The organism is Streptomyces scabichelini (assembly GCF_011045015.1).
Classification (GTDB): Bacteria; Actinomycetota; Actinomycetes; order Streptomycetales; family Streptomycetaceae; genus Streptomyces; species Streptomyces scabichelini.
In genome coordinates this window covers 1-15445 of the sequence record NZ_JAAKZY010000235.1, presented here as the reverse complement: position 1 = coordinate 15445, position 15445 = coordinate 1, and the positions used below count along the sequence as shown (strand labels likewise).

Genomic DNA, 15445 nt, shown 5'->3' with positions numbered 1-15445 from the left:
GTGGGGACGGTGACGCGCTTGAGCATGGGGCCTCCCGGGGACCGGCGGGGTGCCGGCGAACGACGGTGGTCGAGGGACAACCTGCCGATCATGCGGGTCCGGCGGGCGGGTACGCATCCGAATATTCGGCTGCTTCGGGGACTTCAGCGGCTTCGGGGCGGCACCCGCTTACGCCCTGCCCGGTGCTCGCTCGTCCCCGGCGCCAGGTGGTGCCTCGCCCCCTCTCACAGAGTGGCGGCGATCGGGCCGTCAGGCTGGTTCCGGCGTTGCTCGACCATCTCGCGGCTCAGCTCTTCCGTCTCCGGCTCGCTCAACCGCTCGAAGCCTTCCTCGGTGATGACCGAGACGATGGGGAAGATCCGGCGGCTGATGTCCGGGCCGCCGGTGGCGGAGTCGTCGTCTGCCGCGTCGTAGAGGGCCTGGAGCGCGGCCAGGGCCGCCTCGCGTCGGGACATGCCCTCCCGGTACAGCTTCTTCAAAGCGCCCCGGGCGTAGGGGGAGCCGGAACCCTCGGCGTGGAAGTCCGGCTTCTCGTAAAGACCCCCGACGACGTCGAAACTGAAGATACGTCCGGCCTCACCGGCAGGGGCCTTGACGTCGTAGCCGACGAGCAGGGGAACCACGGCGAGTCCCTGCATGGCCTGGCCGAGGTTCTGCCGGATCATGCCGGCCAGCCGGGTCGCCTTCGCGTTGAGGGTCATGGGGATGCCCTCGATCTTCTCGAAGTGCGTCAGCTCGACCTGATAGAGCTTCACCATGTCCACCGCGAGTCCCACGGTGCCCGCGAAGGCCACCGCGGTGTAGTCGTCCGCGGGGTGCACCTTCTCCAGGTCGCGCTGCGCGATGAGGTTCCCCATCGTGGCTCTCCGGTCGCCGGCGATCAGCACGCCGTCGCGGTAGGTGAGAGCCAGCACCGTGGTGCCGTGCGGGACTTGGTCGGGCGCGGCCTGAACGCCGTCCGGGAGCAGCCGGCGCGTACTCAGCAGGTCCGGACGGTGAGCGGTCAGAAACTCGGTGAAGGACGAGCTCCCGGGGACGAAGAATTCCTCCCCCAACCGGCCGTCGGTCTCACTCCGTGCCATGTCACTCCCCCCAGACGTGTTGCGCGTAACGGAACAGATGTGTTGCGCGCAACCGACTCCTACCATGAGCGGCCTCACCGAAAACACCCCGGCTTCAGACGTCGCTTCAGACCTCACCGAGTCCGGCCTCGCCGACCGTCCCCGTCACCATCACTGTCACTGTCACTTCGTCGTGAACTGAGCCGTACCCAACGTCGCGAACCACTCCCGGATCTGCTTCTCGTCCTTCGTCGCGGCGAGTGAGAGGAGCAGGAGGAGCCGGGCCTTCTGCGGAGTCAGGTCCTCCGCGCCGATGACCCCGGTGGTGTCGGCAGAGCCGTACACCGCCCCCGATCCGGTACGGGTCGTCGACGCGAACGTCACGCCGTTCTTCACCGCCGCCGTCCGCGCGGTCGACATCGCGGGCGATATCCCACCGGCCCCGGTGCCCGCCGTGACGATGCCCTCGGCTCCCGCGTCCGCGAACGCCTCGATGGCCTCGCCGCCCGCGTCCTGATACGAGTACGCGATCTCCACCTTCGGCAGCGGCTCGCTCTTGCTGTCGCTCTCCTTGCCGACGATCCGGTCCAGGTCGAACGGTGTACGCCAGCTCGCCTTCCCGCACTTCTGGACGCGGGCCGGTGCCCGGTTGAGCCGGATGTTGTCCTGGTCGATGACGCCCAGCTCGCCGGACGGGCCGCTCTCGAACGTGTCCATGCGCAGCGCGTTGGTCTTGCGGACCTCTCGCGCCGCCTGGACCTGGTCGTTGAGCATGAGGACGGTCCCGTAACACTTCGTCTTCTGGCTCGCCGCCAGCTTGATCGCGTTGTAGAGGTTCGCGGGTGCGTCCGTGCCGATGACGGTCCACGGCCGCATGGACCCGGTGAGCACCACCGGCTTGTCGCTGCGCACGGTCAGGTCGAGCCAGTACGCGAACTCCTCCATCGTGTCCGTACCCGTGGTGACCACGACGGCGTCGTTCTTCTTCAGCGCGGCATCGACGGAGGCGGTGAGCTTGCGGTAGTCCGCGATGGAGTACCCACCCGACCCCTTGTTGCCGAACTGCTCGGTGCCGACGTCCGCGAGGCCGTCCACCTCCGGCCGCAACTCGTCCACCATCTTGGAGATCGCGAGCTGTCCCGACTTGTAGTCCTGGAACGAGACCCGGTTCGTACTGACTCCGGAGATCGTCCCGCCGGTACCGATGACAGCGACGTCCGGTAGAACCTTCTTCTCCTTGGGCTGGGCACTCGCACTGGAGAGCGTGGCCCCCGCGGCGACGACGAACGAACAGAGCAGGGCGGCTGTACGGCGGGGGATGTTCACGGGCACGGCTCCTAGCGAGTCAGCGAGTCAGCGGGCCGGCGGCTCAGCGGGTTGGGCGGTGAGCGGCGGGCATTCGCCGCTGACCGTAGGAAGCGGTGTTTTCCCGGGTGTTGCGTGTACGTGTCAATCGTCGTAGCGCCAACTGCGCTTACGCGGAAGGATGGTTGAGCGCCATCGGCTTCGCAGGTCAGGCTGGCTCTGGCCAAAAATCCGGGGGCGGTGGCCGAAAGATCGCCCCGGAACCGTATGATCCGTTGCGTCTTCAAGCACGGCTGGCGCGCGGGGCCCGTATGCCTTGCAGCCGTCAGGAACGACCACGGAACACGCAAGGCACGGTAAGGACGCCCCCCATGACTGTTCCCCCCACATCCCATCGCCTCCGGTCCCGCGTCACCCGGCGCGGCCTGATCGGCGCCGCCGGCGCGGTCGCGGCAGGCGCCGCGCTCACCCCCGCCGTGATGGCGACCACCAACTCGGGCTCCACGGACTCGGATTCCACCGACGCGGACACCACCGCGGCCGAACCCGGTACGACCCCCGAGACCTTCCCCAAGACCCGCAGCAAGACGGCAACCGGCGAAGCACCCGTCGAGGCAGCCTTCCCCATCGGCTACGTGGGCGTGCGCTGGGCAGGCACGCGGGAAGCCACCGGCGGTGGCATCCGGCTGACCGACGCCGACGGCGGCCAGGGCGCCTGGAAGTCCCTGAGCGGCAGCGGCTGTTCGGACAGCAACGGCGGTGTTCTGCTCGTCTCCGCCGACCAGGCGTCCGGTTACGAGCTGAAGGCCCCGGACGGCGCCACCGGACTGCGGTCCATGGCCATCGACACCACGCAGGGCCCGGCGCGCAAGGTGGCCGTTCCGCAGGACACGACCCGGGTGCGCGGCGTCCCCTATCTGACGCGCGCGGCATGGGGCGCGGACGAGTCGCTGCGCTTCAAGCCGGACGGCTCGGAGAACACGCCGACCGCGTACTACCCGTTCCAGACCCTGACGGTCCACCACACCGCCACGGTCAACGACGACCCGGACCCGGCCGCCACGGTGCGCGCGATCTACGAGCTCCACGCGATCACCAACGACTGGGGCGACATCGGCTACCACTTCCTCATCGACGAGAAGGGCACCATCTACGAGGGCCGTTACTCGGGCGACGACGGCATGCCCGCGCACGACGCGGACGGCAACCTCGTGACCGCCTTCCACGCCGTCGGCTTCAACTCGGGCAACCTCGGCATCGCCCTCCTCGGCACCCTGACGTCCCAGGGCCCGACCGAGGCCGCCCGCACGGCACTCACCCGCCTCGTCCGCATACTGACCCGCCTCCACGGAGTCGACCCCAAGGCCCAGGTCACGTACACCAACCCGATCAACGGCACCACCAGGGACGTACCGGAGATCAGCGGTCACCGCGACTGGATGGAGACGGAGTGCCCGGGCGCGGTGATGTACGAGGAGCTGGCGGCGCTGCGGGACGCGGTGGCCGCCGGGGGCTGACCCCGGGCAGCTGAAGGAAGGGCTGTCAGTCCGAGGGATTACGGTGGAGCCTCAGTGAGACGCGTACGGCATACGACATGCGTACGGCGACGAAGGGGGCTCCATGGACGCGGAGTTGACGGCACTGGCGGCGGCCGGAGCGACGGCGCTCGTGCAGCAGATGGTGACCGACGGCTGGGGGAACGTACGGGACCGCGTCGTCGCCTTCTTCTCACGGGGGAGGGACGAGGAGGTCGTCGAGGGGGAGTTGGAGGAGTCACGGGCGGAACTGGCCGCCGCGCGGGCCGCCGAGGACGAGGAGGCCGCCGCCGACGTACAGGCCTCGTGGCGCAGCCGGCTGAGGCGTACGTTGCGGGACGACCCGGAGGCGGCCGCCGAACTCCGGGCTCTCCTCGATGAGTTGACTCCACCGTCGGCCCTGCCGCAGCAGACCACGGTCCACAACACCATCAGCGGCGGCGTACAGCACGGCACCGTGATCCAGGCGCACACGGTCGGCGACCTGACGATCGGCGAGTCCCCGTGAACGACTCCGCCTTCCTCGACCACGTCGCCGACCGCCTGGCAGCCCTGCCCACCGTCCAGGCGGTAACCCTCGGAGGCTCCCGGGCCCAGGGCACCCACACCCCCGAAAGCGACTGGGACCTGGCCGTCTACTACCGCGGCGACTTCGCCCCCGCCGGCCTTCGCGCCCTCGGCTGGCCGGGCGAGGTCTCCGAGATCGGCGCCTGGGGCGGCGGCGTCTTCAACGGCGGCGCGTGGCTGACGATCGAGGGTCGACGCGTGGACGTGCACTACCGGGACCTGGACGTGGTCGACCATGAGCTCGCCGAGGCCGAGGAGGGCCGGTTCCGTATCGAGCCCCTGATGTTCCACCTGGTGGGCATCCCGACCTACTTGCTCGTCGCCGAGCTCGCGATCAACAAGGTCCTGCGAGGCGAACTGCGGCGCCCTTCCGGCTATCCGCAAGCACTGCGCAGGACCGCCCCCGAACGCTGGAACGGCCTGGCCGCCGCCACCCTCGCCTACGCGAAGGCCGGCCACGCCCCGAAGGGTGCCCTCACCCAGGTCGCGGGCACGATCGCCGTCGCGGCGACGCAGACGGCACATGGGGTGCTTGCGGCGCGGGGGGAGTGGGTGACGAATGAGAAGGGGCTGCTGGAGCGGGCCGGGCTGCGTGAAGTCGACGCGCTCGTGGGGAGCCTGACGTCCGAGCCGGACGCCCTGGTCCGGACGGTCACGGAGGCCGAGACGCTCTTCAGCCGGGCGGTTTCTCTGTAGCCTCGGCAGCCATCACGAATAACCCTTCGAAGAAGCCCAGTTACCGCTGCTACCGTCTCCGACGTGGCGAAACTCAATCAGATCATCGCAGTTGAGAAGGGCGTCAAGGCCAAGTCCCATCAGGACCTGACGGCTGCTCATCACGGGCTGCAGAAGCCCGCCTTGCTGGCCGGAATCTCGCGTACGTATCAGCCGAAGGACGAGGAGGGCGAGCAGTTGCCGCCCGAGTCGACGCGGGTGCAGGTGAAGGCCGAGGACGTGTTGCGGGATACCGCGACCACCCTTACGCGGCTGTTCGATGTGACCGCCACCAAGGACTGGGCCAACTGCACGGCCAGGGCGGACGTCAAAGTCGACGGGCGTGTGCTCGTCGCCGATGTGCCGGTGTCCTATCTGCTCTTCCTGGAGAAGCAGCTCACCGATCTCAACACCTTCGTGCGGAAGCTGCCGGTGCTCGACGCCTCCGAGTCGTGGGTGCAGGACCCGTCCACCGATGCCTGGAAAACCGAGCAGGTGCGGACGGTTCGTACGAAGAAGGTGCCCCGGAACCATGTGAAGGCCGAGGCCACCGAGAAGCATCCGGCGCAGGTCGAGGTGTATTACGAGGACATCCCCGTCGGATACTGGACGACTGTCAAATTCTCGGGTGCCCTTCCCGCCCGGCGCGTGAACGAACTGCTCGACCGGGTCGAGAAGTTGCAGCAGGCCGTGAAGTTCGCCCGGGAAGAGGCGAACGGCGTCGACGTCGTCGATCAGCGTGTCGGTGACGCCGTTTTCGGCTACCTGTTCGGGTAGCCTCAAGAACTCCCCGGCCACCATGCACCACGGCCGGGGTGCGCGAGGAGCGCAAGCTGAAGCTGAGGCTTGTCGTGACTGCGCGGTTCCGGTGAAGGGGCCGCGATCAATCTCAGACTATTGCTCCAGACTCAGCATTCGCCGCCGATCGCCGGATCGACTGGGCCCAGGCCCCGGACGTCGAAGTGCCGGTTCAAGTCCGGCCCGCACAGCTCGATGTGCGGTGGTCCAAAGGCAGGACGCGGCGACATCACACTGACCTGGGCTCTCAAGCGTGCCGGCGTGCGACATGGGCGGCAGGACAGGGCTCGGGGGCCGGCTACGCCCCCGGGTCCGCTCCTCCTCACCCACACTCCGGTTCACTCACACTCCGGGACCCGTTCCCTCAGCCGCAGAGCTTGATTGCGTTCATAAAGAACGCGGCATACCCGCCTTCCGTCACCTCGCGGAAACACAAGCGTTCCCTTTCCTCCAGGGACGCGACCTACCGTGGACACCACAACATCGCCCGGCCGACGTCGCCCGAAGGCACACCCCCGCCCTCGTCCTGACAGGAGCCCCGTGTCCCGCCCCGCCCTTGCTCTACCGCCCTGGCTCGCCCATGCGTTGCGTGCTCAGCGGGGACCGGTGCCATGGAGCGCGGTCGTACGCGGTGCGCTGGCCGCCGGGCCCCTGTTGCTCGTGACCGTCCTCGTCGACCGCCCCTCCATCGGAGTCGTGGCCGCCCTCGGAGCCATGCTCGCCGGGATCAACGACCGGCCCGGGAGCCGGAGGGCGTCGGTCAGGCGGCTCGGGGTGCCGGCGCTTGCCGGGGCCGGAGGGCTGTTCGTGGGGACGTATCTCGGGGAGCATGCCGGAGCGGTGCTGCTGACCTTGGCGTTGACCGGGCTCGGGCTGCTGGGCGGGGCCGTCAGTGCTGTGGGGCCGGTGGCTTCGGGAGCCGGGACGCAGCTGCTCGTGGCCGCCGCCATCGGAGCCGGGATGCCCTTGCCCGAGGCCGGGTGGCAACGGGCCTTGTTCTTCGTGGGCGGCGCGGTCTGGCTGATCATGCTGCGGCTGGTGCTGCCTTCGCCCGGTGCCCTGGCCAACGACTTTCGATTCGACGGCGAGCGGGATGCCGTCGCCTCTGTATACGACGCCATTGCCGCGCTGCTTGCCGCCGTGGGCGGTGAGGAGGCCGGGAGTCGGCGCGTGGCGCTGACCGCCGCGCTCGATCATGCTCAGGACGCGCTCGCGGGACCGCGGCTGCGGCGGTACGCCAGTTCCGCGGCTGAGCGGCGGTTGCGGGCGCAGTACGCCGCCGCGCTGCCTCTTGCCGAGGCCGCGACCGCGCTCGCCTGGGCCGGGGACGCCTTGCCCGCGCGGGCGGCGGAGGGGCCGCGGCGGCTCGCCGTCGCCGTACGGACGGGGGAGCCTTGTGGGCCGTTGCCCGCGCCTGCCCGTTCCGTGCCGGGGTTGCGGGCTCTCGATGACGCGCTGCTGCATGCGGCCGAGGCCTTCGACCGGGGCGGCAGCAAGGCTTCTCCCGGGTCCAGGGGGTCCCGCAGTGATGCCGAAACCAGCCCCATCGACCGCGGCACCCGGCAGACCGCGCGCCACGGTCTGCACATACGTCCCCTCCGTGCCAAGGCCGTCCTTCGCACCGTCACCGGCGCCGGCGGCCGCGAGTACGGGCTCCGGGTGGCGCTGTCGTTCGGCGCGAGTGCCGCCGTCGCGCAGGCGTTGCACCATGTGCACTGGTACTGGCTCCCGGCCACCGCCGTCTTCCTCGTGAAGCCCGATCTCGGGCCGCTCGTCTCGCGCGTACTGAACCGGGCGGCGGGCACCGTCTTCGGCGCCGTCCTCTTCGCGGGGTTCGCGGCCCTGCTGCCCCAGCCGGAAGGTCTCGTGGCCCTCGTGGCCATCAGCGGTGCTCTGATCCCCGTCGCCACACGGCACTTCGCCGCCCAGACCGCCGTCGTCACACTCCTGGTGCTCTCGCTCGTCATGGTCGGCGGTGAGCCGCAGGCCTCCTGGAGCCGGATCGGCGAGACGCTGCTGGCCTGCGCCATCGTGCTGCTCGTCGGGCATCTGCCGGCGCCGGGGCAGCGCGGCGGGAACGTACGGGCCCGGCTGGGGCGAGCGACCGATGCGGCGCACGCGTACCTGACGCATGTGCTGAGCGGGGCCGACGACCGGGCGGCGCGCTGGGCACTGCGCCGCGAGGCCTATCGGACGCTGGCCGAGGCCCGCGCCGCGATCGACCGCGCCTCCGCCGAACTCCCCACTCTGGCACGGCACACGGAAGGCACCGACGAGGTCGCGGCCACCCTCGAACGCCTCGTGGACACCACCACGGCGTGCGCCGTCCACCTCGACGACACGGGACGGCTCACGCCCCAGCACACCGAACGCCTCGCCACCTTGCTCGACGAACTCGTGGAGCAGCGGGAGCGGGCGGGGCTCACATCGGAGGGCGATCGGCCGGGGAACCTTCTGAGTGCTTGATCGGTGTTTGCCCCATCAAAAGCGCCACCTGCCGTCGTACCGTGGCGTGATGACATCGCCCGACGCGAAGACCGATGGGAAGACCGCCGCCGATCTCATCATCACCGGATGCACCGCCCTCGTACATGACGATCATGAACAGATCGACTTCGTCGAGGACGCCACCATCGTCGTACGGGACGGGCTCATCGAGGCCGTGACGACCGAACCGATGGATCTCGCCGCTCTCCCCGACCTCCCGGCCGCCGAACACATCGACGCGCGCGGCCAGATCGCGATGCCCGGCCTCGTCAACTGCCATACGCACGCGCCGATGGTCGCCCTGCGGGGCGTCGCCGAGGACCTGCCCGTCGAGGAGTGGTTCAACGACGTCATCTGGCCCATCGAGTCCAACCTCACGGAAAAGGACGTGGAGTTGGGCGCGCGGCTCGCCTGCGCCGAGATGATCCGGGGCGGTGTGACCTGCTTCGCGGACCACTACTTCTCCATGGACACCGTCGCCGCCGTGGTGGCCGAGTGCGGAATGCGCGCCAACCTCGGCGAGGCCTACTTCTCGTCGCAGGGAGCCGAAGGCCGCGAACGTTCACTGGACTTCGCGCTACGGCAGCGAGGCGGAGCCGACGGCCGCATCACCACCTCGCTCGCCCCGCACGCCCCGTACACCGTCGACGACGCCGACCTCGCCAAGGCCGCCCAACTGGCTCGCGAGCACGGCCTGTTGGTGCATACCCACGCCGCCGAGAACCGCGACCAGACCGACACCAGCCTGGCCCGGCACGGCCGTACGCCGATCGAGATCCTTCAGGGCGCGGGGCTCCTCGACGTCGATCTGCTCATCGCCCACGGCACGGGCATCGTCGAGCGGGACCTGCCCGTCCTCGCCCGCGCCACGGGGAGGATCGGCGTGGCCAGTGCGCCGCGCGGCTACCTCAAGTTCGCCTGGCCGACCACCACTCCGGTACGCGCCCTGCGGGAACTCGGCATCCCCGTCGGGCTCGGCACGGACGGGGCCGCCTCGAACAGTTCCCTGGACGTGTGGGACGCCATGGCCCTGACCGCGCTGGTGCAGAAGTCGACCGAGGGCGACCCGCGCTGGCTGACGTCGCGTCAAGCACTGCACCATGCGACGCTCCAGAGCACGCGGGCGGTCGGACTCGGCCAGGAGATCGGCAGCCTCGCGCCGGGGCGGAAGGCCGACATCATCCTCGTCGACCTGACCGGCCCGCACACCCAGCCCGTGCACGATCTTCCGGCCACCCTCGTACACAGCGCCCGTTCCAGCGACGTACGCACGACGATCGTCGACGGACGGGTGCTCATGCGCGACCGCGAGCTGCTGACGCTCGATGTTCCGGGAATCGTGGGTGAGCTGGAGGAGCGGATGCCGTCACTGCTCGACCGGAGCCACGGCAGGAAGATCCAGGATTACGACACCTGAGGCGGGCGTCGGCCGCGAAAGGAAATCCGCTCCGGCCTGGCTCCGTGCGTACGCCACGCGCGCGTGCATCCGATATCACGATGAGTGCGAGGACTGATACGAAAAGTCACGAAACGTGAGAGATCACTCACACCGAGCCGGTCACCGAGTGTCAGCTACGTCTCAGTACGGTTACTCAGCGAGCCATTTACCCCATGGTTGGCGTTTAACTCTAGGAGAACAGCGCTTCTACGGGAGCAGCGCTACATGGAGGTGCTAGGTGAACGGGCGAACGGTGCTTGGGCGCTTTCCGGCCGGTGGGCCGCGCGGTTCGTGGCCGGCGGAGGAGTTCGCACAGGCGTGCCGCCTGGAAGGGCAGCAGGCCGAGGTCGTGATGGACCTGACGTCGGACGCCTTCCTGGTGGTCGTACGGGATGCCTCCGGCGGTTGAGCGGGGCGCCTACGGGGGTGGTGGGCTGGGTTCGGGGGCGAGTGCGGGTTCGTCGTGGCTGATCGCGCAGTTCCCCGCGCCCCTGAATGGCCGGTGGAGGCTCTGTCCGCGTCCGCCGCGCCCCTTTTAGGGGCGCGGGGAACTGCGCGACAAGCCCCAACGAACCCGCACTCGAAAACGAACCCAACCGCCCAACCCGCGGAGCGTCAGGCGTTGACGGACCGCGACCACGCCGGCGTAGTCCCCGTAACCCGGCAAACGGCCAGGTAAAGCGGAATCGGCGGTGTATACGGAAGGGTGCTGTCCGGTTTGTGGATGAGGTCGGGCAGGGTGTCGGGCGTGCCGGGCACAACCGCCCCCGTCGCGTAGTGCGCGGGTGAAGGCCACTCCAGTGAGACATCGGAGTCGGAGGGCACGAGCCACCACCACCGCGCCCCGTCGGCGTACACACAGCCGACACGCGGCAGCCGGGGCATCAGCAGAGGGCCGAATCTCGCCGGCACCGCCACCGCGTCGCAGCCGAGCGGCGCCCGCATGCCCTCCGGCACGGCGAGCCGCCGCGGCGGCACGGCGCCGGACGTGCGCAGCTCGTGCCGCAGACGGACCAGCGTGTCCAGGTTCAGCACCCGAGGCACTCCGGCCGACGTAGCCCTCACACCCATTCAGCCCCGTCCGTTCTCAAGTTATCGAAACGTTTCAGAACCAGTCGTTTCCGGTCGAGAAGCCGTCTGCCCCGGTCCGGGAGGAACCGTCCGCCCCCGTCCGCGAGGAGCCGGCTGGGGCCGGCCGGCTCCTCGCACTCCAGCCCAGGTCCGACCGCGGCTCGGCGCCGTTGTTCGCCGAGCGCGGCAGATCCGCCCAGACCAGCAGTCCGGGACCGGTTTCCTGGGCGCCCCAGGCCGTGCACACCGCAGCGACGAGAAGCAATCCCCTCCCGTGCTCCTCCTCGGGGCGCTGTGGTGAAGGACGGGGCTCACCCGTCGCGCACCCCTCGTCACGTACGGCTATGCGCACCCGGTCGTCGCCGTCGTGCAGCTCGCACACCACCTGGCGGCTCGCCGTGTGCACGACCGCGTTGGTGACCAGCTCGGAGACGACCAGCTCCGCCGTGTCGCAGATGTCCTCGCAGACGGCCCATCCCGAAAGCCGGGCGCGCGTGAGGCGCCGGGCCTGCGCTGCAGAACCCGGGTGTGCGGCCAGCTCGAAACGAAACCGGCGCTCGGCAGCCACATCGGGGCACGCCCCGGCGGCCCCGAGACCGAACCGGTTCTCGATGGCATCTGCTCTTAACGAGGAGGGCGGAGTCACGCTTGCCACTATCTCCCCGCCGTGAACACTTGGCAAGAGCCACTCTGAAAATTGCAGAGTGCAGTGTTCCTGCATCGAGGGACCATGGCACACTGCAACGCAACAGCACGTGACGCGGCGTCTGTTGGGTACCCGCCGGGTACTCACCGGGCGCCGCCCGGGCTGTCAGGACTATGTGGAGGTGGACGTGAGTGAGCCGCGGTCCGCGCCGACGGTCGGGCAGGTCGTCCTCGGACGACGCCTGCTGGACCTGCGGGAACGCGCGGGGCTCAAGCGCGAGGAGGCCGCGCGCATCCTGCGCGTCACGGCCGCCACCGTCCGCCGCATGGAGATGGCCGAGGTCGCCCTCAAGATCCCGTACCTCCAGCTCCTGTTGAAGGCGTACGGCGTCTCCGACGAGGAGGCGGACGCCTTCGTCGAGCTCGCGGAGGAGGCCAACCAGCCCGGCTGGTGGCAGCGGTTCCACGACATCCTGCCGGGCTGGTTCTCGATGTACGTGAGCCTGGAGGGCGCGGCCGTCCTCATCCGCTCGTACGAACCCCACTTCGTGCCCGGACTGATGCAGACCGAGGAGTACGCCCGTGGCGTCATGGAATCCGGCGCCATCGGCCAGACGAGACCCGAGGACATCGAGCGTCATGTGGCGCTGCGCATGCAACGCCAGGAGCTGCTGACGCGTGAGGGCGCGCCACGGCTCTGGGCCGTGATGGACGAGACGGCCGTGCGCCGGCCCGTCGGCGGCCCCGAGGTGATGCGCGCCCAGATCGACAAGCTGCTCGAGATCACGAAGCTGCCCAACGTGACGCTGCAGATCGCCCCGTTCTCCTCGGGGCCGCACGCGGGTACGTACGGACCCTTCGTGCTCTTCCGATTTGCCATGCCCGAACTGCCGGACATGGTCTACAGCGAGTACCTGACCGGCGCCGTCTACCTGGACGCGCGTGCCGAGGTGGCCACTCACCTCGAGGTCATGGACCGCATGGCGGCGCAGGCCGCCACAGCACATCGCACGAACGAGATCCTCCTGGATCTTCGCAAGGAGCTGTGAATGAATCGCATCAAGTCCCGGGTACACAACGGGCGGATCTACAACGGCATGCCCGCACGGGAGTTGGGCAGCGAAGGCTGGCACAAGCCCTGGAGCGGCGGCAACGGTGGCAACTGCCTGGAAGCGATGAAGCTCGCCGACGGCCGTATCGCGGTCCGTCAGTCGGCGGATCCGGACGGACCCGCTCTCATCTACACCCCCGGCGAGATGACCGCGTTCATCCAGGGTGCCAAGGCGGGGGAGGCGGACTTCCTGCTGTCTTGAGGCTCTTGTAGGGCGCCCCGTATCCGTTGCCCCTTATTCGTTGTCCCTTATGTTCGCTATTAACGTGCTTCTCTACCTTGGCATTTCAGTTGATCACTACAGCCACGACCACATGCGGCGTGGGGCGTCCACCAGGCGGCTGAGCGCGACCACCGGAAACGGCGGCTGCTCCGCACGGTCCCGGTCGAGGTTCAGCGCGTAGTAGATCTGCTCGATCGACGGTGGTCCGACCGCGAGATTGCGGCGGGCCGCCGTCGTCGGCGTCTGCTTCTCCACTTGTACGAGATACGCGGCCGCCATCGTCCCCGTACGGCCCACTCCCGCGCCGCAATGCACGAACACCGGCCCCGGCGCCGAGCCGACGACGTCCAGGAAACGTCGCACCTGGCTCGGCGTCGGGGTCTGTCCGTCGCGGACGGGCAGACGTACGACGTCGAGCCCGGCCTTGTGCGGCCCGGCGAGCTGGGAGGCGCTCAGGTCCTCGGCGCGCAGGTCGACGACGGTGGTGAAGCCGAGGCGCGCCAACGCCTGGTAGCCCGCGGGGGAGGGGGCGGCGCCGCGCCACAACTCCCCGTCGGCGCTCACGGGCTGGAAGTGGTGGATGCCCCGGACCGCTTGGGTTCCCTCGGGCGGCGGGGTCTGTTCCCCGGTCCAGTACGAGACCGCGAGGATGCCCAGCGCGCCGGTCGCCCAGAGGATGAAGTAGCCGAGGCCGAGCGCGGCAAGGGTGCGGAGGAGGATTCTGCGCAGGGGCCTGCGGGAGCGGCCGGGGTCCGACCGGCCGGTGGGCAGCTCGAGTTCGGGCGAGGGCGGGGCGATGGCAGCCATGGACGACCGGGGGACTCGGGGACGGGGGACGCGCTGGCATCGTAACCCCGGGTGTCGGGGCGTGAGTTGTCCGTGAGTCTTCTGGTTCAGTTGTTAACGAATGAGAACAGCAGGGGTTGATTCAGTCGTCGTCCCCGCCGTTCTCGTCCCCGCCGTTCTCGTCCGCGTCGCCGATGCCGACCACTGTGAGGTGCGTGCGGTCCAGGCCCGTGTCCTCCAGGCAGCCGCGCAGCCGCATACGGTCGTGGTCGGTGAGCGCGGGCTGCACGACACCGGCGAAGAGACCGTCGCCCAACTCGCCGAGCGTGGCCCGGCGCAACGGCACGGACGTCGAGTCCCGGCAGCGTTCCCATAGTTGATGCGCGGCGAGCGACTGCCGCTGTGCCGTCATGTCCACGCCGCGCATGTCGACGCGTACGAGAACGGAGGTCGCCTCGGCGTCTTTCGCGTGCGGCTCGCGAGTCTGCGTGAGGTCGGCGAGCCCGACGACGAGCGCGCCGAGCAGGGCGGCGCCGATGGCGGTGACGGCGAGCAGGCGTGCGGTGCGGCCTCGCTCCCTCGGGGCGCCGGTCGGCGGCAGGTCCTCCAGGTCGGAGGAGTGCGCCGGATCGGGCGCGGCCAGTACGGCAAGGCGTCCGGCGAGGCGGCGTTCGGCTGTGGGCCGGGCCGTCACCGACGCGATCCGCTGCACCAGCCAGGCGAGCCCGGAGAGCAGCACTCCGGTCACCATGAGGACGGGCACGAAGACGTATGTACGGCTCGTGGGGTCGTCCAGCCAGCGGAACCGGTCGTCCGCCGGCTGTCGCTGTGTCTCCCGCAGCCGCGCCAGCACGTCCTCCTGGCGGCGGTCCGACTCGCGCATCCGCTCCTCGATCCGCGCGAGCCGCCCGAGCAGCACGATCCCGAGGAGCATCACCTCGATGACGAGCAGCAACACCCCGCACAGGATGGCCCGTTGCCACTGCCACCGGTACAGGTAGACGACGACGTACGTGCCCGCTCCGGCGGCGGCCGCCCCTCCGAAGAAGTAGGCGATGCGCCTCATCGGAGGTCTCCCTGGGGTTCGTTCAGGTGCGGCTCCACCGCGTGCGGTTGTACGTCGCCGGTGGTGCCGTCGACCGTGAGGCGTGAGCCCGGCGGGAAACGGCGTACCGCGTCCGTGGCGCCGACGACCGTCGGCAGGCCGAACTCCCGGGCCAGCACGGCCAGATGGGACAGTGGGCTGCCGGTCTGGGCGACGAGTCCGGCAAGTCCGGGCAGGAGTGGAGCGAGCGCGGGGTCGAGCGTGCGCACGACGAGTACGGCGTCCGGCGGTCGGGGCCCGGTGCCGTCCCAGGCCGTCCCGGTCGCCCGTCCGCCGGACACGCCCTGTCCCTCGCCCTCGCGTGCGGTCCGCTCGGCCACGACCACACCGCCCTCCGCGAGCCGGAAGGCGTCCGGCAGCGGCGCCGAAGCGGCCCGCGGCAGGCGCTCCTTGAGATCTCCGGGCAGCGGGCCGCCTTCGAGCGCCTCGATGAGCTCGGGCCAGCGCAGGAGCCCGACCTTCGAGGGTTCGTCCAGACCGCCTCGTACGGCGAGTCGGCGTGCCGCCTCGCGCACCAGCCGCACCTGGAGTTCCTGCACCCAGCGGATCCGGAGGCGGAGGGCTTCGCGTGGGGGGAGGCTGTCCCTTATACCCAGCGT

Annotated in this window: 16 protein-coding genes; 9 read left to right on the top strand and 7 right to left on the bottom strand. The window is 69.8% G+C overall.

Translation table 11 applies throughout. The features are described 5' to 3' along the window. Positions 1-224: 224 nt before the first annotated feature. Positions 225-1082, bottom strand: coding sequence for a proteasome subunit beta (gene prcB, locus G5C60_RS42685; protein ID WP_165268185.1), 858 nt, complete (start codon positions 1080-1082; stop codon positions 225-227). A gap of 162 nt (positions 1083-1244) precedes the next feature. Next, on the bottom strand, positions 1245-2387 hold the full coding sequence (locus G5C60_RS42680; protein ID WP_165268183.1) for an asparaginase domain-containing protein: 1143 nt from the start codon (positions 2385-2387) through the stop codon (positions 1245-1247). Positions 2388-2737: 350 nt separating this feature from the next. Between G5C60_RS42680 and G5C60_RS42675 the strand changes: the two genes are divergently transcribed. The 7 genes from G5C60_RS42675 (at position 2738) to G5C60_RS42645 (ending at position 10314) form a co-directional block, all read left to right on the top strand. Continuing rightward, on the top strand, positions 2738-3883 hold the full coding sequence (locus G5C60_RS42675) for a peptidoglycan recognition protein family protein (protein ID WP_165268181.1): 1146 nt from the start codon (positions 2738-2740) through the stop codon (positions 3881-3883). A 103-nt stretch (positions 3884-3986) separates the two neighbouring features. Then, entirely contained in the window at positions 3987-4409 is a 423-nt protein-coding gene (locus tag G5C60_RS42670) for a hypothetical protein (protein ID WP_165268179.1), read from the top strand. Continuing rightward, positions 4406-5164 (top strand): nucleotidyltransferase domain-containing protein, encoded by a 759-nt coding sequence (locus tag G5C60_RS42665; protein WP_165268177.1) that lies wholly within the window; start codon positions 4406-4408, stop codon positions 5162-5164. Before G5C60_RS42670 ends, G5C60_RS42665 begins: the two co-directional genes overlap by 4 nt. A gap of 63 nt (positions 5165-5227) precedes the next feature. Continuing rightward, positions 5228-5959, top strand: a complete 732-nt coding sequence (locus G5C60_RS42660) for a DUF7873 family protein (RefSeq protein ID WP_165268175.1) — start codon at positions 5228-5230, stop codon at positions 5957-5959. 561 nt (positions 5960-6520) lie between these two features. Next, positions 6521-8446: an FUSC family protein gene (locus tag G5C60_RS42655; protein ID WP_165268173.1), complete on the top strand. Its 1926-nt coding sequence runs from the start codon at positions 6521-6523 to the stop codon at positions 8444-8446. A gap of 49 nt (positions 8447-8495) precedes the next feature. Then, the gene (locus G5C60_RS42650; RefSeq protein WP_165268171.1) at positions 8496-9884 is read left to right on the top strand and encodes an amidohydrolase; all 1389 of its coding nucleotides are present in this window, start codon (positions 8496-8498) and stop codon (positions 9882-9884) included. A gap of 259 nt (positions 9885-10143) precedes the next feature. After that, entirely contained in the window at positions 10144-10314 is a 171-nt protein-coding gene (locus G5C60_RS42645; protein ID WP_165268169.1) for a hypothetical protein, read from the top strand. Positions 10315-10520: 206 nt separating this feature from the next. Here G5C60_RS42645 and G5C60_RS42640 read toward each other — a convergent pair whose 3' ends face one another. After that, a complete protein-coding gene (locus G5C60_RS42640; RefSeq protein ID WP_165268167.1) occupies positions 10521-10976 on the bottom strand; it encodes a hypothetical protein in 456 nt (151 codons plus the stop codon). Between the two features lie 34 nt (positions 10977-11010). Then, positions 11011-11631 carry an ATP-binding protein gene (locus tag G5C60_RS42635; RefSeq protein ID WP_165268165.1) on the bottom strand — a complete coding sequence of 207 codons (621 nt, stop codon included), beginning with the start codon at positions 11629-11631 and terminating at the stop codon, positions 11011-11013. Between the two features lie 178 nt (positions 11632-11809). Here G5C60_RS42635 and G5C60_RS42630 point away from each other — a divergent pair, with 178 nt between their 5' ends. Continuing rightward, positions 11810-12670, top strand: coding sequence for a Scr1 family TA system antitoxin-like transcriptional regulator (locus tag G5C60_RS42630; RefSeq protein WP_165268163.1), 861 nt, complete (start codon positions 11810-11812; stop codon positions 12668-12670). Then, positions 12671-12934, top strand: a complete 264-nt coding sequence (locus G5C60_RS42625) for a DUF397 domain-containing protein (RefSeq protein ID WP_165268161.1) — start codon at positions 12671-12673, stop codon at positions 12932-12934. Between the two features lie 96 nt (positions 12935-13030). On the opposite strand, the gene G5C60_RS42620 is transcribed toward G5C60_RS42625, so the two are convergent. From G5C60_RS42620 to G5C60_RS42610, 3 genes are all read right to left on the bottom strand, one after another. Next, on the bottom strand, positions 13031-13762 hold the full coding sequence (locus G5C60_RS42620) for a protein tyrosine phosphatase family protein (protein ID WP_165268159.1): 732 nt from the start codon (positions 13760-13762) through the stop codon (positions 13031-13033). Positions 13763-13883: 121 nt separating this feature from the next. Continuing rightward, positions 13884-14807 carry a hypothetical protein gene (locus tag G5C60_RS42615; RefSeq protein WP_165268158.1) on the bottom strand — a complete coding sequence of 308 codons (924 nt, stop codon included), beginning with the start codon at positions 14805-14807 and terminating at the stop codon, positions 13884-13886. Beyond that, a partial coding sequence (locus G5C60_RS42610; protein WP_241267476.1) for a PEP-utilizing enzyme occupies positions 14804-15445 on the bottom strand: 642 nt, incomplete at its 5' end. The genes G5C60_RS42610 and G5C60_RS42615, both read right to left, overlap by 4 nt.

Excerpts from the sequence above, each read along its gene's own strand:
- prcB (WP_165268185.1), bottom strand. The coding sequence starts at position 1,082 with ATGGCACGGAGTGAGACCGACGGCCGGTTGGGGGAGGAATTCTTCGTC.
- G5C60_RS42675 (WP_165268181.1), top strand. The coding sequence starts at position 2,738 with ATGACTGTTCCCCCCACATCCCATCGCCTCCGGTCCCGCGTCACCCGG.
- G5C60_RS42670 (WP_165268179.1), top strand. The coding sequence starts at position 3,987 with ATGGACGCGGAGTTGACGGCACTGGCGGCGGCCGGAGCGACGGCGCTC.
- G5C60_RS42650 (WP_165268171.1), top strand. The coding sequence starts at position 8,496 with ATGACATCGCCCGACGCGAAGACCGATGGGAAGACCGCCGCCGATCTC.
- G5C60_RS42640 (WP_165268167.1), bottom strand. The coding sequence starts at position 10,976 with ATGGGTGTGAGGGCTACGTCGGCCGGAGTGCCTCGGGTGCTGAACCTG.
- G5C60_RS42625 (WP_165268161.1), top strand. The coding sequence starts at position 12,671 with ATGAATCGCATCAAGTCCCGGGTACACAACGGGCGGATCTACAACGGC.
- G5C60_RS42620 (WP_165268159.1), bottom strand. The coding sequence starts at position 13,762 with ATGGCTGCCATCGCCCCGCCCTCGCCCGAACTCGAGCTGCCCACCGGC.
- G5C60_RS42615 (WP_165268158.1), bottom strand. The coding sequence starts at position 14,807 with ATGAGGCGCATCGCCTACTTCTTCGGAGGGGCGGCCGCCGCCGGAGCG.